The organism is Octadecabacter temperatus (genome assembly GCF_001187845.1).
GTDB classification, from domain to species: Bacteria; Pseudomonadota; Alphaproteobacteria; order Rhodobacterales; family Rhodobacteraceae; genus Octadecabacter; species Octadecabacter temperatus.
This window is the reverse complement of record NZ_CP012160.1, coordinates 2,381,747-2,402,471: the sequence shown is the minus strand read 5'-3', so window position 1 is coordinate 2,402,471 and position 20,725 is coordinate 2,381,747. Positions and strand designations below refer to the sequence as shown.

General features: G+C 53.9%; 25 protein-coding genes. 13 read left to right on the top strand and 12 right to left on the bottom strand.

From position 1 onward, the window contains the following. Position 1: 1 nt before the first annotated feature. Positions 2–649, bottom strand: coding sequence for a histidine phosphatase family protein (locus OSB_RS12050; RefSeq protein WP_049835239.1), 648 nt, complete (start codon positions 647–649; stop codon positions 2–4). Continuing rightward, entirely contained in the window at positions 649–1,320 is a 672-nt protein-coding gene (locus tag OSB_RS12045) for a hypothetical protein (protein ID WP_049835238.1), read from the bottom strand. Before OSB_RS12045 ends, OSB_RS12050 begins: the two co-directional genes overlap by 1 nt. A 76-nt stretch (positions 1,321–1,396) precedes the next feature. Between OSB_RS12045 and OSB_RS12040 the strand changes: the two genes are divergently transcribed. Together OSB_RS12040 and OSB_RS12035 are read left to right on the top strand one after the other, a co-directional pair. Then, positions 1,397–1,798: a rhodanese-like domain-containing protein gene (locus tag OSB_RS12040; protein ID WP_049836147.1), complete on the top strand. Its 402-nt coding sequence runs from the start codon at positions 1,397–1,399 to the stop codon at positions 1,796–1,798. Between the two features lie 42 nt (positions 1,799–1,840). Continuing rightward, a complete protein-coding gene (locus OSB_RS12035; protein ID WP_049835237.1) occupies positions 1,841–2,995 on the top strand; it encodes a DUF2130 domain-containing protein in 1,155 nt (384 codons plus the stop codon). Between the two features lie 23 nt (positions 2,996–3,018). Here the strand turns inward: OSB_RS12035 and OSB_RS12030 are convergent, their stop codons facing one another. Both OSB_RS12030 and OSB_RS12025 read right to left on the bottom strand, forming a co-directional pair. Further along, the gene (locus tag OSB_RS12030) at positions 3,019–3,435 is read right to left on the bottom strand and encodes a hypothetical protein (protein WP_049835236.1); all 417 of its coding nucleotides are present in this window, start codon (positions 3,433–3,435) and stop codon (positions 3,019–3,021) included. 106 nt (positions 3,436–3,541) lie between these two features. After that, on the bottom strand, positions 3,542–4,114 hold the full coding sequence (locus OSB_RS12025) for a TetR/AcrR family transcriptional regulator (protein ID WP_049835235.1): 573 nt from the start codon (positions 4,112–4,114) through the stop codon (positions 3,542–3,544). A gap of 107 nt (positions 4,115–4,221) precedes the next feature. On the opposite strand from OSB_RS12025, the gene OSB_RS12020 reads away from it, so the two are divergent. Together OSB_RS12020 and OSB_RS12015 are read left to right on the top strand one after the other, a co-directional pair. Beyond that, the gene (locus OSB_RS12020; protein ID WP_049835234.1) at positions 4,222–4,791 is read left to right on the top strand and encodes a carboxymuconolactone decarboxylase family protein; all 570 of its coding nucleotides are present in this window, start codon (positions 4,222–4,224) and stop codon (positions 4,789–4,791) included. 134 nt (positions 4,792–4,925) lie between these two features. Then, positions 4,926–5,168 carry a hypothetical protein gene (locus tag OSB_RS12015; protein WP_049835233.1) on the top strand — a complete coding sequence of 81 codons (243 nt, stop codon included), beginning with the start codon at positions 4,926–4,928 and terminating at the stop codon, positions 5,166–5,168. On the opposite strand, the gene OSB_RS12010 is transcribed toward OSB_RS12015, so the two are convergent. Continuing rightward, positions 5,158–6,030: a LysR family transcriptional regulator gene (locus tag OSB_RS12010; protein WP_049835232.1), complete on the bottom strand. Its 873-nt coding sequence runs from the start codon at positions 6,028–6,030 to the stop codon at positions 5,158–5,160. The two genes, OSB_RS12015 and OSB_RS12010, sit on opposite strands and share 11 nt — an antisense overlap. A 96-nt stretch (positions 6,031–6,126) precedes the next feature. On the opposite strand from OSB_RS12010, the gene OSB_RS12005 reads away from it, so the two are divergent. The 7 genes from OSB_RS12005 to OSB_RS11975 all read left to right on the top strand — a co-directional run bounded on the left by OSB_RS12005 (position 6,127) and on the right by OSB_RS11975 (position 11,955). Beyond that, a complete protein-coding gene (locus tag OSB_RS12005; protein WP_049835231.1) occupies positions 6,127–6,408 on the top strand; it encodes a DUF1330 domain-containing protein in 282 nt (93 codons plus the stop codon). 328 nt (positions 6,409–6,736) lie between these two features. Beyond that, positions 6,737–8,419, top strand: coding sequence for a 30S ribosomal protein S1 (gene rpsA / locus OSB_RS12000; protein ID WP_074202233.1), 1,683 nt, complete (start codon positions 6,737–6,739; stop codon positions 8,417–8,419). 311 nt (positions 8,420–8,730) lie between these two features. Further along, on the top strand, positions 8,731–9,012 hold the full coding sequence (gene ihfB / locus OSB_RS11995; RefSeq protein ID WP_049836146.1) for an integration host factor subunit beta: 282 nt from the start codon (positions 8,731–8,733) through the stop codon (positions 9,010–9,012). Positions 9,013–9,021: 9 nt separating this feature from the next. Beyond that, positions 9,022–9,372, top strand: coding sequence for a LapA family protein (locus OSB_RS11990; protein WP_049835229.1), 351 nt, complete (start codon positions 9,022–9,024; stop codon positions 9,370–9,372). A 6-nt stretch (positions 9,373–9,378) separates the two neighbouring features. Further along, a complete protein-coding gene (locus OSB_RS11985; protein ID WP_049835228.1) occupies positions 9,379–10,026 on the top strand; it encodes a phosphoribosylanthranilate isomerase in 648 nt (215 codons plus the stop codon). 68 nt (positions 10,027–10,094) lie between these two features. After that, positions 10,095–11,324: a tryptophan synthase subunit beta gene (gene trpB, locus OSB_RS11980; protein ID WP_049835227.1), complete on the top strand. Its 1,230-nt coding sequence runs from the start codon at positions 10,095–10,097 to the stop codon at positions 11,322–11,324. Between the two features lie 22 nt (positions 11,325–11,346). Next, positions 11,347–11,955, top strand: coding sequence for a DJ-1/PfpI family protein (locus OSB_RS11975; protein ID WP_049835226.1), 609 nt, complete (start codon positions 11,347–11,349; stop codon positions 11,953–11,955). A 4-nt stretch (positions 11,956–11,959) separates the two neighbouring features. Here the strand turns inward: OSB_RS11975 and OSB_RS11970 are convergent, their stop codons facing one another. Genes OSB_RS11970 through pth form a run of 4 tightly spaced genes read right to left on the bottom strand, consistent with a single transcriptional unit; the run spans position 11,960 to position 14,720 of the window. Beyond that, positions 11,960–12,433 carry a tRNA (cytidine(34)-2'-O)-methyltransferase gene (locus tag OSB_RS11970; protein WP_049835225.1) on the bottom strand — a complete coding sequence of 158 codons (474 nt, stop codon included), beginning with the start codon at positions 12,431–12,433 and terminating at the stop codon, positions 11,960–11,962. Then, entirely contained in the window at positions 12,426–12,800 is a 375-nt protein-coding gene (locus OSB_RS11965) for a DUF2237 family protein (protein ID WP_049835224.1), read from the bottom strand. Before OSB_RS11965 ends, OSB_RS11970 begins: the two co-directional genes overlap by 8 nt. Next, entirely contained in the window at positions 12,800–13,981 is a 1,182-nt protein-coding gene (locus tag OSB_RS11960) for a serine hydrolase domain-containing protein (RefSeq protein ID WP_049835223.1), read from the bottom strand. Before OSB_RS11960 ends, OSB_RS11965 begins: the two co-directional genes overlap by 1 nt. Positions 13,982–14,033: 52 nt before the next feature. After that, positions 14,034–14,720 carry an aminoacyl-tRNA hydrolase gene (gene pth / locus OSB_RS11955; protein ID WP_049835222.1) on the bottom strand — a complete coding sequence of 229 codons (687 nt, stop codon included), beginning with the start codon at positions 14,718–14,720 and terminating at the stop codon, positions 14,034–14,036. A gap of 134 nt (positions 14,721–14,854) precedes the next feature. Between pth and OSB_RS11950 the strand changes: the two genes are divergently transcribed. Continuing rightward, complete coding sequence (locus OSB_RS11950) at positions 14,855–16,081, top strand: sensor domain-containing phosphodiesterase (protein ID WP_049835221.1); 1,227 nt, start codon at positions 14,855–14,857, stop codon at positions 16,079–16,081. Between the two features lie 82 nt (positions 16,082–16,163). Here OSB_RS11950 and OSB_RS11945 read toward each other — a convergent pair whose 3' ends face one another. From OSB_RS11945 to trpA, 3 genes are all read right to left on the bottom strand, one after another. Continuing rightward, on the bottom strand, positions 16,164–16,823 hold the full coding sequence (locus tag OSB_RS11945) for a 50S ribosomal protein L25/general stress protein Ctc (protein ID WP_049835220.1): 660 nt from the start codon (positions 16,821–16,823) through the stop codon (positions 16,164–16,166). Between the two features lie 143 nt (positions 16,824–16,966). Next, the gene (locus OSB_RS11940; RefSeq protein WP_049835219.1) at positions 16,967–18,130 is read right to left on the bottom strand and encodes an alpha-hydroxy acid oxidase; all 1,164 of its coding nucleotides are present in this window, start codon (positions 18,128–18,130) and stop codon (positions 16,967–16,969) included. Between the two features lie 126 nt (positions 18,131–18,256). Then, the gene (trpA, locus tag OSB_RS11935) at positions 18,257–19,048 is read right to left on the bottom strand and encodes a tryptophan synthase subunit alpha (RefSeq protein WP_049835218.1); all 792 of its coding nucleotides are present in this window, start codon (positions 19,046–19,048) and stop codon (positions 18,257–18,259) included. 125 nt (positions 19,049–19,173) lie between these two features. Between trpA and ychF the strand changes: the two genes are divergently transcribed. Then, positions 19,174–20,271 (top strand): redox-regulated ATPase YchF, encoded by a 1,098-nt coding sequence (ychF, locus tag OSB_RS11930; RefSeq protein WP_049835217.1) that lies wholly within the window; start codon positions 19,174–19,176, stop codon positions 20,269–20,271. Positions 20,272–20,725: the final 454 nt, after the last annotated feature.

Genomic DNA, 20,725 nt, shown 5'->3' with positions numbered 1-20,725 from the left:
ATCAGAAATGCGTCCGATGATCGCTCAATTCGGGCGGGTCTAGGTGCGGAATTGCGTTGAAGGCGGACAAGAATGTGCCTTCTGGACGGATGCGGAACTTGTGTAGGGATGAGTTGAAGATCGGCAGGAGGATGTTCGCCATCTGCTGCGTGTCCAACCCCAAAGCCCCGCGCATGACCATTGAAATCACTCCGCCTGAAGTGACGCAAAGCACGCGCTTTCCGGGTTTTGCGGCCTCAGTCAGTGCGTCATTGATGCGGGTTTCAAAGGTTGCGAAAGATTCCACACCATTGATGGTCGCTTGTTCCCACGCGGCGAGGGTTTGCGGCATGTGGGTGACGAAATCTTCTGAGGTTTCAGGTGGATCGACGTCGTGGTGCACCTTCATGTCACGCACGAGCGCGAAGTATTCCATTTCATTAAGGCGCTCATCGAACAGTTCGGGGGCATAGCCCATACCGTCAGCGGTTTCACGGTGGCGGCGCATGGTACCGGACAAAACCAAATCGAACGGGTCTTCGTGGGCACGCATCCAGTTACCAAGTAGGGCTGCTTGGGTGTGGCCTAGGTCGGACAGGCGATCGTAGCCCTCCTCAGTCGTGGCACCTGAATTGGCTTGCCCGTGGCGGACCAAATACAGCTCGCCCATTATTGATCCTGCTGGTTCTGATCAGTGAGGTCGGCCCAAAGTGCCGCCGAACGATCCGCTTCACAAATCATGGCGTCCATGACCACGGCCCAACTGCCAATCTCACGGGCTTCTTCAGCGCAATCTTCGCGGTTGCGCGATTGCAGGTCAGCGGCGAATGCCGGGTCATCCTGGGCCGCCGCATCGACTTGTTCTGCCCAGAAGGTCGCGTTGATAAGGGAAATATCACCGCATTCGATCCAATTAATGCCGCACGAAATATCGGTGTTCAAAGGTACGACACCTTCGTCGATCATAATGTCAGATGCGATAGAGATGCAGTGATCCGCAGGTAGGGGTTCGTCCTCGGGGAGGTCCAGAACATTGGTCGCATCACACCCTGCATCTACAGCAATTTGTGCCGCAATAGCGGGCAGGCCTTCGTCTTCAAATGGAAGCGCACAGGTCGCAATGCTTTCGGGGAAGCAATTTTGCGTCGCCCAAGCCACAGCGCGTTTCAAAACGTAGGCATTCGCAATCGCACGGTCGCAGTTTTGCGCGAGGTCCGTTTCGTCCGGCGTTGCGGTGCAATTCGCAAAGGTCGCATCATAGTGAAACATGGACGGGCGTGGGGACCAGTCAGCGGCGGCGATTGTTGGCAGCAACAATAGAATTAGGGCAAGGCGAAACATGCGCGCACCATAGACAGGTTCTGCGCTGTGGCAATCGGTGCCTTGACGACGTCGCGTGATGTGGCATCGTCTGCCTATGAAAAACCTTAAGACATCCGCGGCAGACATGGTTGCCGCCGCCCGCGCCCGCATAGATGAAGTCGAAACGACTGACCTAATTGCGATGGTTGATGACCCGAATGTGGTCATCGTTGATATCCGCGATGTGCGCGAACGTGGACGCGGATATATTCCGGGCAGTGTTCATGCACCACGCGGAATGGTGGAATTCTGGGTTGATCCAGAAAGCCCCTATTTCAAAGAGGTGTTCGGGCAGGATAAACAGTACGTCTTCCATTGCGCATCTGGCTGGCGATCTGCGTTAACCGTAGCGACGTTGCAAGATATGGGGTTTGACGCCGCGCATCTGCGCGAGGGTTTCAGCACATGGGCAGAGCAGGGCGGACCGGTTGAACTGCCGGATGCAAAGCCTGATTGATGTGTGATAGGGCTGAGTTAACCCAACCGTGAGAGCGCCCTGATGTCCGAGCTAAAGATTCAATGCCCCAAATGTTCCAACGAAATTGAGCTGACCGAGCAACTTGCTGGCCCCATGCTTGCGGATCTACGGTCATCGTTCAATGACGAACTGGCTAAGCGGGAGGCACAGTCAGCTAAAGCAATTCAGGTGGCAACTGCACAGGCCAAAGAAGCAGGTCGGGCTTCGGCTGCGGAGGACCAAATCGCGCTGCAGGAGCGTGTAAAGGAACAGGACGTTAAACTGCGTGAGGCGCAGGCTGTTCAAGCGGCAGCGATGAAGCGTGAGCAAGAGCTGAAAGACAAAGAAGCCGAGCTTGAGCTGACGGTTCAAAAAATGATTGCAGCAGAGCGGGACGCTTTGGCTGAAAAGCTGTCCAAGGACGCCGAAGAAAAGGCCGCGCTTAAGGTCGCGGAACAAGCGCAGATGATCGACGGGATGAAAAAGCAGATCGAAGCGCTCAAGCAAAAGTCAGAGCAGGGGTCGATGCAGACCCAAGGCGAGGCGGCTGAGATCGTTCTTGAAGAAACGCTGGAGCGTGCTTTTCCGATGGACGGGTTTACGCCTGTTGCCAAGGGCGTCAGCGGAGCTGATGTACGCCAAGATGTCATGATGAATGGCACAGTGACTGGGCGCATCCTGTGGGAAAGCAAGCGCACAAAGAATTGGACGGCTGGCTGGTTGGCCAAGCTGCGCGATGACCAGCGTGCGTCTGGGTGTGAGGTCGCGGTGATTACGTCCGTGGCTTTGCCAGAAGGCGTCGATAGTTTCGGCATCGTTGATGGTATCTGGGTCTGCGCGCCGCGCTATGCGGTGCCGCTGGCGATGTCATTGCGCCAAGGGCTGATTGACGTTGCTGGGGCAAAGGGGCGCGCGATGGGGCAGGAGAGCAAGATGGAGATGATCTATGATTATCTAACCGGCACCCAGTTCAAGCAGCGCGTTGATGCCATCGTTGAGCGGTTCGAGGATATGCAGGAAAATCTGCGCAAAGAGCGGTTTTTCATGGAAAAGCAATGGGCAGCGCGGTCCAAGCAGATTGATGCTGTGATCGCGTCGACCATCGGTATGCATGGCGATTTACAAGGCATTGCTGGGCGATCCATGCCGGAGATCGCGAGCTTGGATGCTTTGGCGCTGGGCTATGACGACGATTAAACCCGCTTGAACGATCAGCGTTGTTAGCCTTCAAATCCCGCAGGGACTGCCGTTGGAGTGCGTTCGCCAAGGAAGTAGCGCGCCACGTCGGTGTAGTCGAATGCCAATGATATCAGGATGATGATGAGGGATAGGGACATAACCCAAGCCGCATACTTGGGGAGCAACCCGCTGCGCAGGCGGCTGATGAAATAGATCACCACAGGCGTGTAGAACAGCACGTGCGGCAGCCCGAGCAGTTTTACGTAGCCCATCTGTTCGTACATCCAAGATATGGTGACAAAGCTGAGAAGTCCCGCTGCGATACCCGCAAGTCCAGCCAGACGGCTTGGCTTCCAGATAAGAAGCACGACCGGAAGCCCCATGCTGCCAACCATCAAGATCGGGAGCCATATGTTAAGCCAAGCCGCTTGGTCAGCCATTGCTTCTTCTAGGGTCATGTGTGCGCTCCTATGTGTTCGTTAACGCTAGCGAGAGACGCAGACCCGATCAAGGGTCAGCGCTTTGGTCGAAACATGCTGAGTAAGATCGCATAATCGCGACGCGTTAAAGGCGGGCGAGGTTGGTTTCGATGTCATCTAACGTCGCAGCAATATCATACCCTTGGCGTTCCGCGGAGACGCGAAGCCCCAGAAAGTCAGATTGATATCGGCGGGCCAAATGTTCTGGCGCGTGTTGGCGGCTGATTTCGCCGGCGTCTTGCGCTTTCGCAAAGAGAACCGCAAAGCGCGTTTGCATTCCGTCGAGGTGGGCGTTGGCATATTCGGACAGAACGTTCCCTTGGGGGGAGACTTCTAGAATGGTTTTGACGAGCATGCAGGCACGCGCCGCGGCGGTTTCGTTTTCCAGAATAGAGCGCGGATAGGCTTGCAGTGCGCCGAGTGCGCCGTGCTGCTGTTCCAATTTGTCTAGCGTTGCACCGCCATCGGCAGCGTATTGATCCAAGGCAAGCTTATACAAAGCATCCTTAGAACCGAATGCTGCATAAAAACTTCCAGGCTTAAGGTTCAGAACATTTTCCAAATCTTTCAACGATGTGCCCGCCCAACCACGCTTCCAAAACACATCACGTGCGCGGCGGATCAGGTCGTCTCGATCATAGGATGGCTTGCGGGGCATGTTTTGGCGCGATCACGAAGTTGTTGAGTGGTTGCTCAATTATATACTTGAGTGATCGCTCAAGAAAGGCTAAATCCGGCCTATAACCTTAAAAACGGAGAATCCCCATGGTTACGTTTCCATCTCACGACATGACGTCAGCCCCAGAAGCTTCAAAGCCGCTACTGGAAAAATCCCAAGCGGCGTTTGGCCGTCTCCCTGGCTTGCACAAAGTATTGGCCGAAAGCCCGCAGGCCTTCGAGGGTTACCAAGTGCTCCATAAGCTTGCGACTGAAACTGATTTCAACGCGGATGAAATCACTGTCGTATGGCAGACGATCAACGTGGAAAACGAATGCCACTACTGTGTGCCAGCCCACACAGGTATCGCGAAGATGATGAAAGTCGATGATGCTTTGTCTGAAGCTTTGCGTTCAGAAGCACCATTGCCGACAGACAAGTTGAACACCCTTCGCAAGTTCACACTGCAAGTCGTTCGCCAGCGCGGCAACATCGAAGACGCGCAGTTCGAAGCTTTCTTCGCCGCGGGTTTCACGCAACGTTCCGCATTGGATGTTGTTCTTGTTGTGGCACAGAAGACCATGTCCAACTACGTCAACCACTTCGCCAAAACACCTGTGGATGAAGTGTTCCACCCACTGCTTTGGGAACGTGGCGACACGCCAGTTGAGTCTTAAGTATACTTCGTATGTTTACGGCAGAGAAAGGGGCACCGTGTGGTGCCCCTTTTTGGTTTAGAACAACCTATTGGGGTGGTGACTCTGTTTTGAATCATTAGATATAGTTTGCTGACATAGTAGGGCGCTTGAAGATGACGAATGAACCATGGGGCGAAGACCTGTTGAACGTTAAAGCGCGAGGCGAAACGTTTACGAACCTGATCAAGTCGATTGACGACAGCAAGATTATCTCGATTGAGGCGGGTTTCGAGCGGGGGAAGACACAACTCGGATTGCCCTTGCAGCGGATGACCGCTTTGAGCCCAAAGTACTCATTTTCTGCCTCGCCGCGAATGTCCGCTGTGCGAAAGCCCATTGATACATTTATGACTTGAAGTCACCTCTGTGCAACTTGCAAAATGCAACCAGAACCTCGCGAAAGGCGCGTGCTTTTTCCGAAGGCCATACATCCGGATGTCCTACCACCCAAATGTCTGAATAGGGTTGCGGCCGTAACACTGGCACATTTACAAGCCCAGAAGACGCTCTTCCAAGGAACATCGGCAGGCGAACGACGCCAAGCCCCGCTTGCGCCGCCCCGAGCATTGCAACCATATCGTCAAAGCGAAAACGCACCCGATTATTGGGGTACTCGTGGCTTACGCCATTGGGAACATTCGGGAAAGCATCGTAAACGATCCAATCAATCATCGCCATCGGGTCGGCCTGAATCTGCCTTGCTAAGCTAGGGCTCGCAAAGCTTGCATTTTCTTGTTTCAGAAGTCTAAGCCCCTTTAACGTATCACCGGGGTTTTGGCTGATGCGAATAGCCAAGTCAGCCTCAAGCCGAGTTAAGTCCAGAACATCATTGGTCGCGAGGACTCGCAGTTCGATCTGAGGATACTTTCGGTCAAATTCATCCAAAACAGGAGCGAGGAAGCTGGAAATGAGAAGCTGAGGCGCGGTAATTGTTAGATGGCCAGTCAGCTCAGTGTCGGCCCCTTGCAAATAGCGCCGTAAATCGAATTCAGAGGTTTCCATTTTTTCGGCATGAGAGGCGACGACACGTGCGGCCTCTGTCGGTCGATATCCGTCGGCCAAGCGTTCGAACAACAGATGATCCAACGTCGTCTCCGCTCGCCGAATACGACGGGCAACTGTCGTGTAGTTAATGTCCAGTGCTGCAGCTGCGCCTGCCAGCGTTTGGTGACGCACCAACATCAAAACGGTCCGCAAGTCATCCCAAGCCAAACTCATACAAGCTTTCTTGCATGGCCGTTGTGCATTTGCACGCGTTTTTGCATGTGGTGCGAGCTGATATGTCCGTAATGTGAACTAACTAAGGATATCACTATGATTTACGCTTACGCGAAATTGACCGTAACCAACCCACAGGCTTTGGCAAAGTACCGCGATGTCGCAGGCCCCGCGCTCGCGAAACATGGCGGCAAGGCAGAAAGTGCAGCCATGGAATTTACCGTGTTAGACGGGTCCCCTGACGCGCCTGATGTCGCAGCGCTTATAAGTTTCCCTGATAAGGCTGCTGCGATGGCTTGGGCAAATGACCCTGAGCTAGAAGATGTACACGTCTTGCGTCGTAGCGCTGGCGGTTCCGACATTCTCCTCCTAGGTTAAGAATGTCTAAAGCGGACTTTCGTATTTTAACTTCGGAGGTCCGTTTTGTCCGCATTACGGACATTGAACTAAAGCGGCGCATCGAGGTGATCGTCACAGAAACGATTTGAATTCTGCCCTTGTCGTGAGCCTGTTCACGGCCCTTGCAAACAACGCGTTTCCAGCCTATACGCGCGCCTGTTGATGGGTCGTAGAACGCACAACTTGAGCAGGGTCGGAGTTTCCGGCCCTCTTTTGTTGTTTTGGGACACCTCAGCGAAACATAAACCTTAAGTCCGGCGCACCCGCGACGCGCACGGCCAACACCGACCTAGGAAATAGACGCCACATGGCTCAGAACGTATCAATGGACGAGTTTGAAGCACTCTTGAACGAAAGCTTCGAAATCGACACACCGCAAGAAGGTAGTGTCGTAAAAGGCAAAGTCATCGCAATCGAAGCGGGACAAGCCATCATCGACGTAGGCTACAAGATGGAAGGCCGCGTTGACGTAAAAGAATTCGCAAACCCTGGCGAAGCCCCAGAAATCAATGTTGGCGACGAAGTCGAAGTGTTCCTTCGCTCTTCCGAAAACGCCCGCGGCGAAGCTGTTATCTCTCGTGAGATGGCGCGCCGTGAAGAAGCATGGGATCGCCTTGAAAAAGCATACGCAGACGAAGAGCGCGTTGAAGGCGCAATCTTTGGTCGCGTTAAAGGTGGCTTTACTGTTGATCTGGGCGGCGCAGTTGCGTTCTTGCCAGGTTCCCAAGTTGACGTACGTCCGGTACGCGACGCTGGCCCATTGATGGGTCTGAAGCAGCCGTTCCAAATCCTCAAGATGGACCGTCGTCGTGGCAACATCGTTGTGTCCCGTCGTGCAATCCTTGAAGAGTCCCGTGCAGAACAGCGCGCAGAAGTTATCGGCAACCTGACTGAAGGTCAGGAAGTTGACGGCGTGGTTAAGAACATCACTGAATACGGTGCGTTCGTTGACCTCGGCGGCGTAGACGGCTTGCTTCACGTGACAGACATGGCATGGCGCCGTGTGAACCACCCATCCGAGATCCTCACAATTGGTGAGACGATCAAGGTTCAGGTGATCAAGATCAACAAAGACACGCACCGCATCTCCCTCGGCATGAAGCAGCTGCAGGAAGATCCGTGGGATGCTGTTGCTGCCAAGTACGCTTTGGACACAACACACACTGGTCGCGTCACCAACATCACTGACTACGGCGCATTCGTTGAGCTGGAAGCCGGTGTTGAAGGTCTTGTGCACGTTTCTGAAATGTCTTGGACAAAGAAGAACGTACACCCAGGCAAGATCGTGTCTACTTCGCAAGAAGTTGAAGTCATGGTTCTGGAAATCGACGAATCTAAGCGTCGTGTTTCCCTTGGTCTTAAGCAAACACAGCGTAACCCATGGGAAGTGTTTGCAGAAACACACCCTGAGAACACCGAAGTTGAAGGCGAAGTTAAGAACATCACCGAATTCGGTCTGTTCATTGGCCTCGAAGGCGACATCGACGGCATGGTTCACCTGTCTGACCTGACATGGGAAGGCCGCGGCGAAGACGTCATCGGTGATTTCCGCAAAGGCGACATCGTGAACGCTAAGGTTACCGAAGTAGACGTTGAGAAAGAGCGCATCAGCCTCTCTATCAAAGCTATGGACGGTGACCCGTTCCAGGATGCAGTTGGCGGCGTTAAGCGCGGTACAATCGTAACTGTAGAAGTCACGAAGATCGAAGATGGCGGCATCGAAGTTGACTATGAAGGCGCGAAATCCTTCATCCGTCGTTCTGACCTGTCCCGTGACCGTGCCGAGCAGCGCCCTGAGCGTTTCGGCGTTGGTGACAAGATCGACGCACGTGTGACAAACATCGACGCGAAAACACGTCGTTTGGGTCTGTCCATCAAAGCGCGTGAGATTGCTGAAGAAAAAGAAGCAGTCGAACAGTTCGGGTCTTCTGACTCCGGCGCGTCCTTGGGTGATATCCTTGGCGCAGCTTTGAACAAGGACGACGAATAAGTCGATCTTGCGGTCAAATTTGACTGACTGAAAATTTGAAACCCCGCTGGCGCAAGCTGGCGGGGTTTTACTTTTCCGGTGGCTCCTTGGCTTCGAATCAGTAGTTTGAAGGACGTGTTCATCGCACGCGATTGCCGCAAGTGTCGGGTTTCATTTACTGTTTCAGCTTGGATTTGGTCTCAAAACAGCGCGAATGAGCCTTAAATCGCCATTTGAGGTTCTTCCGCGAATGGAATTTCCATCCTATAGTCGTTGGATAAGAGGTCATCGCGCCATGACCCGTGACGAAACCGATGGGGGAGAACATCAACATGATCCGTTCCGAATTGACCGATACGATCGCCGAACAGAATCCACACCTGTTTCAGCGAGACGTTGAAAAAATTGTTAATACAATTTTTGACCGCATTATTGACGCTATGGCAAACGGCGATCGCGTAGAACTTCGCGGCTTTGGTGCCTTTTCAGTTAAAAAGCGCGACGCACGCTTAGGCCGAAACCCGCGCACCGGCGAGGCTGTTCAGGTTGATGAAAAGCATGTTCCGTTTTTTAAGACCGGCAAGCTCTTGCGGGACCGGTTGAACGGGAAGTAAGCTGTTCCCATGAAATATATCAGATACACATTTTGGGCCGTCGTTGGGATCGCCTTGATAATCGTCGGCATGGCCAACCGTGACATCGTTACGTTGCGCGCAATGCCCGAAGCTTTGGCAAACCCACTGGGTATCTCGCCTGACATTCAGATGCCGCTGTTTATGGCGATCTTTATCGGTGTCGGCGTTGGCCTTTTGATCGGGTTCTTGTGGGAATGGGTGCGTGAGCATCGCCTGCGTTCGGATGCCCGTGCGACGGGTCGTGAACGTGATGCACTTAAGCGCGAAGTTGACAGCCTGAAGACTGAAAAGCACGAAGGCAAAGACGAGATCGTCGCGCTGCTTGATAAAGCCAGCTAACGGCCGATGCCGAGCAACATTCGCGTAAAGATTTGCGGGCTGCGGACAGCAGCTGACGTGGCAGCGGCGGCGTCCGCTGGTGCGACCTACGTTGGTTTCGTGTTCTTCGCCAAATCCCCGCGCAATGTTTCCATTGAAGACGCCAAAGCTTTAGCAATCGACGTGCCTTTGGGCGTGGCAAAGGTTGCATTGGTCGTGAATGCGGATGATGCGTTCCTGGATGCGCTTACCGCTGCCGTCCCATTGGATATGCTGCAACTTCACGGATCAGAAACACCAGAGCGCGTGGCCGAGGTAAAAGCGCGGTATGGCTTGCCTGTGATGAAGGCCATCGGCATTGCCGACGCCAGCGATCTGCCTGCGATTGATACCTATGCAGCGGTGGCCGATCAGCTGTTGATTGATGCCAAGCCGCCAAAAAACGCCGACCTGCCGGGGGGCAATGGTTTGGCCTTTGACTGGACGCTTCTTGCGGATCGCAAATATTGGACCATTCCTTGGATGCTGGCGGGCGGTTTGACACCTGACAACGTCGCTGAGGCCGTGAAACGCACAGGTACCACGCAAGTTGACGTGTCCAGCGGTGTTGAAGGGGCGGTTGGCGTCAAAGATGCAGGCCTAATCGCGTCGTTTGTTGCTGCTGCGAAGGCCTAGACGCTTTACGGCCCTCAATCGTCGCGATACATCTCGCGCCAGCCCAAGCAAATGGCCGGAGATGCGCAATGAACGACCTTTTCAATTCCTTCATGACTGGCCCTGACGAAAAGGGTCGTTTTGGCGATTTCGGCGGACGGTTTGTGTCCGAGACGTTGATGCCGCTGATCCTCGAGCTCGAGGAACAGTATGAGCACGCAAAGACAGACGAAACGTTCTGGGCTGAGATGAATGACCTGTGGACGCATTATGTGGGCCGCCCGTCTCCGCTGTATTACGCTGAACGCCTGACCGAACATTTGGGCGGCGCGAAGATTTATCTTAAGCGGGATGAGCTGAACCACACAGGCGCGCACAAGATCAACAATGTCCTGGGCCAGATCATTCTGGCACGCCGCATGGGTAAAACGCGGATCATTGCGGAAACTGGGGCAGGGCAGCACGGCGTCGCAACGGCAACGGTGTGTGCTAAATTTGGCTTGAAATGCGTTGTCTACATGGGCGCGCATGATGTTGAACGTCAGGCGCCTAACGTATTCCGCATGAAACTGCTTGGCGCTGAGGTTGTTCCCGTGACGTCCGGCCGTGGTACGTTGAAAGACGCAATGAACGACGCCTTGCGCGACTGGGTGACTAACGTGCGTGATACGTTTTATTGCATCGGTACTGTGGCTGGGCCGCATCCGTACCCTGCGATGGTGCGTGATTTTCAGGCCATCATCGGCAAAGAAACCAAAGAACAGATGCAGGCCGCCGAAGGTCGCCTGCCTGATACATTGATCGCCGCTATTGGTGGCGGGTCCAACGCGATGGGTCTGTTCTTCCCGTTCCTTGACGACAAAGAGGTCAACATCATTGGCGTTGAGGCCGGTGGTAAAGGCGTGAACGCCAAAATGGAGCATTGTGCGTCTCTAACGGGTGGTCGCCCGGGCGTTCTGCACGGCAACCGCACCTATCTATTGCAGGATGATGATGGTCAGATATTGGAAGGCCACTCGATTTCAGCGGGTCTCGATTATCCGGGCATCGGCCCTGAGCATTCATGGCTGCACGAAATTGGCCGCGCCGAATACGTCGCCATCACGGATGTTGAAGCACTTGAAGCGTTCCAGCTGTCCTGTGCAATGGAAGGCATCATTCCCGCGCTTGAGCCATCCCACGCCTTGGCACACGTCATGAAGATTGCACCGACCCTGCCAAAGGATCACCTGTTGGTCATGAATATGTGTGGGCGCGGCGACAAAGATATCTTCACCGTGGCCAAGGCACTTGGCTTGGACATGTCTAGCGGGGCTTAACGCGACATAAAAGGAAACGACGATGAAACGAATGGCTGCATTGGTTTTTCCGGGGTTTCAGACGCTCGATTTCTTTGGTCCGATTGAGCTGCTTGCAGGCTTCAGGGATGAGATTGAGCTTGTGACAGTGGCAAAGTCCACTGATCCTATCGTCAGTCGTCACGGGCAACGTCTTTGTGTTGACGCGGCCCTGTCTGACGGCACGGATTTTGACGTGTTGTTGGTCCCTGGCGGGGACTCCGCACTGACCGAAGCCATCGACGAGGAAACACTTGGGTGGATCAGGAACGTGTCCGCGCGGGCAGAGGTCGTTTTGGCCGTTTGCACGGGTACGATTGTTCTGGGCATGTCGGGTGTTCTGGATGGCAAACGCGCGACAACCAACAAACTTGATTTCAACGCAACGATTGGGCTCGCGCCCGCTGTGGATTGGGTCAAGTCCGCGCGTTGGGTCGAAGATGGGAAATACTTCACCTCGTCTGGCGTCTCAGCAGGCATGGATGCCGCCCTTGCCGTAGCAGCAAAGATGTTTGGGCAAGATAAGGCTCGCGAAATGGCGGACGGATCCGAATATATCTGGAATAGCGATCCGGCGGACGATCCGTTTGCGTATCAGGTCGACGGGGACTGAACGCCTAGCCCATCAGCTGCGGACGCATTGCTTGATAGATCACGGCCGTCGCGACATTGGCGAGGTTAAGTGATCGCACAAGCGGGCTGAGCATAGGTAAGTGGAATACGCGGTCGTCATTGCCGTCTAGAATTGATCTTGGCAGGCCAGCGCTTTCGCACCCAAATACAAGATAGGCGTCTTGTTGGTAGTCGGGCTCGTACAGGCTGTGTTCGCCGTCTTCCTCGAAGAAATACATGCTGTCGCGTGGTGGTTTGCGTTCTGCTATGAAGGTTTCCCAATCGTCGTATTCGCTTAGGGTGACGTGTTTCCAATAGTCGGTTCCGGCACGTTTCACGGCCTTTTCGTCCAGTGAAAATCCGTAGGGTTTGATCAGGATAAGTTCCAGTTCCAGCGCGACACAGGTGCGCCCGATGGCCCCTGTGTTGTAGGGGATTTCGGGGGTAACGAGGACGATTTTTAAACGTGGTTTAGACATTGGCGGCATGTTTCTGCAAAACATCGAGCGGCACGATCTCAAGCGCGCGCTGATGGGTTGCAGCCAGGTTGACCTTCGGTGCGCAACCTTCATCGGCGGCTTGCAGGAACCGTGCGGCACACAGGCACCAGCCGTCACCGTCCTTCAGTCCAGCGAACCCATATTCAAGGCGCGGCGTGGACAGGTCGTTGCCGACGTATTTGGAAAAGGCGAGGAATTCAGCCGTCATCACGGCACAAACGGTGTGGCTGCCTTCATCCGCGGCGCAGGTGTCACAGGCGCCGTTGCGGAAGTATCCCGTCACAGGATCCATTGAGCACGTTTGCAAGGCATCGCCCAGCACGTTGAGAGAAGGGTCTTTTTCCATCAGTCCAAGCTTTCTGCGATCAGGCGGAACATATCGACGTTGCTATCGTCAACGCCTGCGTTGCGGAACCCTCTGTCGGCACCGTTAACAGCGATTACAACGCCGCGTGGACGGTCAATGTAGATGTATTGTCCGTAGATGCCGCGGGCCATGAATTGCCCCTCCGTCGCGCCGATTGGCACCCACCATTGATATCCATAACCGTATTGATCGGGTGTTGTATTGGCGCTGGGGGCGGTGCTTTCAATGATCCATTCTTCAGACACGATGCGCGTGCCAAAGGAAATGCCGCCATTGGCGACCATATGCCCAAATAGCGCGTAATCATGGGTGGTAAGGTTTAACCCACCAAGAACAAAAGCAACGCCGTATCCATCCGTCAGGTAGTAAGGCTCAGCCGTTGGGCCAAGCGGTGCGATGACCTTTTCGCTGAGCAGATCGGGAATGGAGCGCCCCGTCGCGCCACGGATCACCATGCCGATGATATGCGTGTCGATAGAGACATACTGCCATTGCGCGCCAGCAGGGGCGAAAGTGGCATCCATGCCTTCAGCGAAACCGTCCATCGATTGACCCAGCGCCAAGACGCGGCCCATTTTGTTGATGTCGCTCCAGAAATCCAAATAGTCTTCGTCGAATTCCACGCCGGATGACATCTGCAACACATCGCGGATGGATGCGCCGTCATAGGCCGTGCCCACAAGCGATGGCGCGTATTGCGTGACGGGGGCGTCCAGATCAGGGATGGTGCCGTCCTCGTGTAAAACGCCCATAAGAACGGAAAGGAACGACTTGGCCACCGACCAGCTGATGCGGCGGGATGAGGCTGGGTCAGTTTCGCCCTCAGATGTTAGCGGATAGCCTTCATACCGGATGACGCCGTTTTGCAGCACGACGATGCCCGTGACAGCGCGGTCATCTGCCCACGTGCTATATCCAGCTGGCATGTCCATCGTTGCGCCACTTGTCAGCTCGTTTGAGGTCGCGGTGCCCGTCGTGACGGGAATGTTTTCAAACATCGTGTCCATCTGGGTGAAGTTCGCGACGATGCGGTCTTCGCTGAATAGCGAATTCACCGCCATCAAACGCCCAAGCTTTTCGCGCTGAAAGACAGCGACGATAGCGATCAGAAGTGCGCTCAGTAAAACACCGCGCAGTAGCCATTTCAGAAAAGTTTTCATATCGGGCTCTCGATTGTTTGCGGGGGGCTTGGTCGCGTACGTTGTGGGGCTATCACCGGAATTTATCAGCGAGTTTTTGTAGTGTGCTTCGTGTATCTTCTGGGGCGACTTCTGGCGCGGGTTCGGTTGGCTTTTGCGCCGACTTCCCCTTAGTTCCGGTCGACGGGCGCGGCGGGTTTACGCGCAATGCAACGGCGTTGAGGAACTTTGGTCCCTCGTCATCTGCCAAATACGCTGCCCCGTCCGAGATGCCACGTAGCACATCGTCTAACCAGTTTTGGTCGGCCTTGGCAAAGTCACTGAGCACATAACCAGAAACGCGGTCCTTATGACCCGGATGCCCGACGCCAAGGCGCACGCGATCATAGTGTGGGCTGATATGTTGATGAATCGAACGCAGCCCGTTGTGACCGGCATGCCCGCCGCCAGACTTCAGGCGTACCTTTGCTGGCGCGAGGTCAAGTTCATCGTGGAAGACGACAATGTCGGTGCTGTCGAGTTTGTAAAACCGCATGGCTTCACCCACCGACTGGCCTGACAAGTTCATGAAGGTTTCGGGCTTCAAAAGCAGGACTTTATCGCGCCCGAGACGCCCTTCGGTGATTTGTCCCTGAAATTTGGAACGCCAAGGCGCAAAGCCGTGATCCGAAGCAATCTGATCAAGTGCCATAAAGCCAATGTTATGACGGTTCTGTGCGTATTTCGCACCGGGATTTCCAAGGCCAACAAAGAGTTTCATAAGGTCTCTATATCGCTCATTGCTGGTCAGTCCTAGCCCGCCAATTTGCATAAAATTGCGCTAAATTGCACACCGCGCGGTAACCTCTTGTTCAACAGTTTTCTGCAGAAAACATCTGAATAGAAGGTGTGCCAATGTCCCAAAGTCCCTCCAAAGCCTCCGTTTTGGCGCCCAAATTGTTTTCTGGGGGTGATGACGTCATAGCGAGCTCTTTGTCGTTTATAAGAAGTCACCTAGATATGGATGTCGCCTATATTTCCGAGTTCGTTGGTGATGAGGTGATTTACAGAGATGTTTGCGCGCCAGGTTACGAGCAGAGCATTAAAGTGGGTGCCAGAGCGCCACTTATTGAAAGCTATTGCCACTACGTCGTGAGCGGGCAATTGCCAGAGTTGATACCGGATACGGATCTGGAACCGCTCACTGCGACCCTTGCTGTGACACGGGATTTCCCAATACGCAGCTACGTCGGTGTCCCAATCCTGCGTTCAGACGGTTCGATCTATGGGATGTTTTGCAGCTTTGGTAAATTTGCGCGTCCAACACTGAACAGTCGTGACCTTGAAGTCGCGCGCGCATTTGCGTCGCTTGCATCGGATCAATTGAAAACGAAGATAAGTTTTGCTTCTGCGGCACATCAAAAATTGAGTGCGATTGAAGATGTCCTCGAAGCGCAGTTGTTCGATATTGCGTTGCAACCGATCCTGCGTCTCAAAGATCAGGGTACTGCAGGATACGAGGCACTATGCAGATTCTCACCGCAACCTTACCGGCCACCGAACCAATGGTTTGATGACGCTGCAGAGGTGGGGTTACAGGTGGCGTTGGAATTGTTCGTCATTGAAGTGGCGCTCAAGATATTACCGAAACTGCCGACGTCTTGCTATTTGGCCGTCAACACGTCACCCGCGACCTTGGCCACTGGAAAACTGTTAAAGCTGATTGAAGCGGCCGATGGCGAGCGAATCGTCGTCGAGATTACAGAACACGACGCGATTGACGATCTGGATGTGTTGCTGATGGAAATTGACAATCTGCGCGACCTCGGCGCACGGATTGCTGTTGATGATGCAGGGGCAGGGTATTCGGGTTTACAGCAAATCATTCGATTGCGCCCGGACGTCATCAAGCTGGACATGTCGCTTACCCAAGATGTTGATAAAGACCTCGCGCGTCGCGCATTGGCATCGGCGATGGTGCAGTTTGCAAGAGATACGAACGCCCATGTTGTCGCAGAAGGCATTGAAACTGAGGCAGAGATGCGAACCCTAAAGAACCTTGGTGTCGAGTTGGGGCAGGGGTATCACCTTGGGCGTCCGGCACCTTCCGGTGAAGTGCTAAAGCTCGTGCGGTCCGCATAAGTTGGCCGCCTAACACCGGTTGTGCCGAAACAAAAAAGGCGCACCAAACGGCGCGCCCTTTAAATTCAATAAGATCGAAGACTTATTCTTCGGAAGCTTCTGTTGTCGCCGGAACTTCGTCCGCTGCAACTTCTTCGCCAGCTTCGTCTTCTTCGTCGTCAGCAGATGTCAGGGCAGCAGGTGCCTGCAGGTTCGCAATAACGAAGTCACGATCGATTGTTGGCTTTGCGCCCTCAGGCAGCGTGATGTTGGAAATCGTGATGGTGTCGCCGATTTCAAGACCAGTCAGATCAACTGTGAGGATCTCAGGAATGTCACCAGCAGTTACGAGCAATTCAACTTCGTTACGAACCGGAACCAAGATGCCGCCTTGCTTGATAGCTGGGCATTCTTCTTCGTTGATGAATTCAACGCCGATGAACAGGTTGATCTTCGTTGTGCGCTTCAAACGCATGAAGTCGAGGTGCGTCGGCAAATCTTTGACAATGTGACGCTGAACATTACGGCAGATTACGCGAACGTCTTCTTGGCCTTCAACTTTCAGGTTGAAAAGCGTGGACAAGAAACGGCCAGCTTTCAGCTTTTTGAACAAAACGTTGAACGGAACGTTGATCGCGATTGGGTCTTCACCACCACCGTAAACAACGCCTGGTACGAGGCCGTCGCGACGTGCTTGACGCGCAGCGCCTTTGCCTGTGTCAGTGCGGAGTGTTGCTTCGAAATCTGGAACTTGGCCAGCCATGTTAGTATCCTTTCAATTCGCGCGTCGCCCAATTCTGCTGGCGACCCACTTTTCCATGTCAGGAACCTAAATGGCTCCCAGTGAAGTCGCGCGTATAGGGCACGAATCCCTTTTTGGAAAGACGTTTTTACGACTTGGAGTTGCTAGGCCCACTTGCCCGAGAAATCTTCGGGGACCAGCAAAATATCCTTGTCGACATTGGTGATGTCGCGGTGGCCGCAAAGCGCCATTGTCAGGTCCAGTTCCTTGTGGATGACTTCGAGCGCTTTGGTCACGCCCGCTTCGCCCATTGCACCCAATCCGTTGACGAAAGCGCGCCCGATATAGGTGCCCTTTGCGCCAAGCGCGATGGCTTTCAACACGTCCTGACCAGATCGAATGCCGCTGTCGAAATGCACATCAATGCGATCCCCAACGGCATCCACGATCTGTTCCAGCATGCGGATGGAGGACAATGCGCCATCCAATTGACGGCCGCCGTGGTTGGAGACAATGATCGCGTCAGCGCCCAAATCAGCGGCCTTTTTCGCGTCTCCAACGTCAAGAATTCCTTTTAGAATAACAGGACCGTCCCACATTTTCATCAACTGAGCGACACGATCCCAATCCAGTGATTGATCAAACGCATCTGCCGTCCAATCCGCGAGAGAAGACGGGTCGCTGACACCTTTCGCATGGCCAACAATGTTGCCAAAGAAACGGCGTTTTGTTTGCAGCATTTGCAGCCCCCACGTCCATTTCGTCGCGAGATCGATCATCGTTGGAATGGTGAACTTTGGCGGCGCTGTTAGCCCGTTCTTGAGGTCCTTGTGCCGCTGACCAAGGATTTGCAGATCAAGGGTGATAACAATGGCGGAACATTTCGCGGCCTTCGCGCGATCAAAAAGGCGCTTCATGAAATCATCGTCTTTGATCGTGTAGACCTGAAACCAGAACGGCTTGTTTGTGTTCTCGGCGACGTCCTCGATGGAGCAAATCGACATGGTCGACAAGGTAAACGGAACGCCGAATTTCTCGGCGGCTTTGGCGGCCTTAATTTCACCGTCGGCGCACTGCATCCCTGTTAGCCCAACAGGGGCGAGGGCGACGGGCATCGACACGTCTTGACCGATCATCTGGCTGGCAGTTGTACGATCCGCCATATCTACGGCAACCCGCTGACGAAGCCTGATTTTATCGAAGTCGGATGTGTTTTCGCGAAACGTCTGTTCCGTCCATGACCCGCTTTCGGCGTAATCATAAAACATCTTAGGAGTGCGGCGTTTGTGAAGGCGCTTCAGGTCGTCGATGGAGGTGATGACAGGCATATCGCGTACTTTCGGCTGAATTGGTTTGGATTTTTTACCAATTTACCCAATTCGGCGCAAATGTACAGCGTGCCAAAGCACTTGTTTGAAGGAATAGTTTAGAAACGTCTTAGGTCGCTTGCCGGCTCAGGCGGAATGCGCACCGTCTGCGAGTGTTTTGACGAAGGCCAGAACCTTTTCGACGGGTTCACCTGCGGCGATTTTTTCAACAATCGCAGACCCGACGACCGTGCCGTCTGCAACGCCTGCAATGTCTTTCGCGGTGTCCGGCGTGCGGACGCCAAAACCAACAATGACAGGAAGATCGGTGGACGCTTTGATGCGCGCAACTTCTGGTGCAACGTCGCTAGCTTGTGCGGCCGCCGCCCCAGTCGTACCTGTCACAGATACATAATAGACAAAGCCAGATGTGTTCTGAAGGACCTTAGGAAGGCGCTTTTCATCCGTCGTTGGCGTGGCAAGGCGGATGAAGTTAAGTCTGGCAGCTTGGGCTGGAATGCACAGCTCTTCGTCTTCTTCGGGTGGTAAATCAACGATGATCAACCCATCGATTCCGGCGGCCTTTGCTTGTTCTAGAAACGTATCGACACCGCGTGAATAGATCGGGTTGTAATACCCCATCATAACAATCGGCGTCGTGTCATCGGTTTTGCGCAGTTCAGCGGCGATAGACAGCGTTTGATCAAGGGTCATGCCGCCATCAAGGGCGCGTTGGCCAGCCAGCTGAATGGTGGATCCATCCGCCATCGGATCCGTGAAGGGCAGGCCAAGTTCGATAACGTCGACACCTGCGCCGGGCAAACCTTTGACGATTTCAAGCGATGTCGCATAGTCAGGATCACCTGCCATCACATAGGCAACGAACGCCTTTTTATTGGCGGCGCGAAGCTCAGCGAATTTGGCGTCAATACGTGTCATCGGAGTGTCCTTTTTAGCGGTCTTTGCGGTTTGGCGCAGGAGAGGGCGAAAATCAATGCCCCAAATGCTTGCGGGCGGGCCTCTTGCGGCCTAGAAGCCAACAAACATTAAGCAGGAGTGGCGTCATGGGTTTTAAAATGGGTATCGTAGGCATGCCAAACGTGGGTAAATCCACGTTGTTTAACGCGTTGACGCGTACTGCTGCGGCACAAGCCGCAAACTTTCCGTTCTGCACAATTGAGCCGAATGTGGGCGAAGTCGCCGTGCCGGATGCGCGCCTTGATAAACTGGCCGAGATTGCGAGTTCAAAGTCGATTATCCCAACACGGATGACATTCGTCGATATTGCGGGCCTCGTGAAGGGGGCGTCTAAGGGCGAAGGTCTGGGCAACCAGTTCCTTGCCAACATTCGCGAAACAGACGCAATCGCCCATGTGCTGCGCTGTTTTGAAGACGGTGACGTGACCCATGTTGACGGCCGTGTTGATCCCGTTGCGGATGCCGAAACAATCGAAACCGAGTTGATGCTGGCCGATCTGGAAAGCATTGAGAAGCGTTTGCAGAACCTCGTTCGCAAGGTGAAGGGGGGCGACAAAGACGCCGCCCAACAAGTGCGTTTGCTGGAAGAAGCGAAGGCGTCCTTGGAAAATGGCAAGCCTGCACGCGTTATCGAAGTTGATGAAGATGACCTGAAGGCCTGGAATATGCTGCAGCTTTTGACAACGAAGCCCGTTTTGTACGTGTGTAACGTTGGCGAGTCTGAAGCGTCTGACGGGAATGCGCATTCTGCTGCCGTCGCTGCGATGGCGTCCGCTCAGGGCAATTCCCATGTTATTATTTCCGCGCAGATCGAAGAAGAGATCAGCCAACTTGAAGACGACGAAGCCGTTATGTTCCTTGAGGAAATGGGCTTGAAAGAGGCTGGTTTGGACCGTCTTATCAAAGCGGGTTACGAGCTGCTGCACCTTGAGACGTATTTCACGGTAGGCCCGAAAGAAGCCCGTGCATGGACGGTTCCTGCGGAAACCAAAGCCCCGCAAGCGGCTGGCGTCATTCACGGTGATTTCGAAAAAGGTTTCATCCGCGCCGAAACGATTGCCTACGAGGATTTCGTGACTTTGGGTGGCGAGCAACCGGCAAAAGAAGCGGGTAAAATGCGTGCTGAAGGCAAAGGATACGTCGTCAAAGACGGCGATGTTCTGCACTTCTTGTTCAACACATAAAAAATTGGCGACGGCATTTGAGGTGCCGTCGCCGAGTTCGCGATCTTTCGATCACGAGGCCTGGGCCAAGCGGAGTAGGTGAGTGGTGTCTTGGGCCAGAATAGGTTTAGCGGTGATAGCAAGTAGCGCTAGGTAACCGCTGAATTGAGTTTCGAGGTCTAACATCGAGTGTGTTTTTACCGTTAGCGATGATTAAAAAACGTATTGCCATAGGGACAAACAAGCACAAAGCGTAGATCGCAGTGGTTGCCCAAATGCCCTCTGAAGAATGCAAGTGGGTAGATGAAACGAAGTTCGCTAAAATAAGGGATCCAAGCAGAGTCGGATTGGATCGGGCGTACTTGCGTTCCCGCGGGCTGTGTTCTGTCGTGCTCATCGCGATCTCTCCTTTTCGGCGTCTCTGCTTGAACCGTAACTTTTACCTAACGTAAGGCAACCTCGACGGTTGCGATCA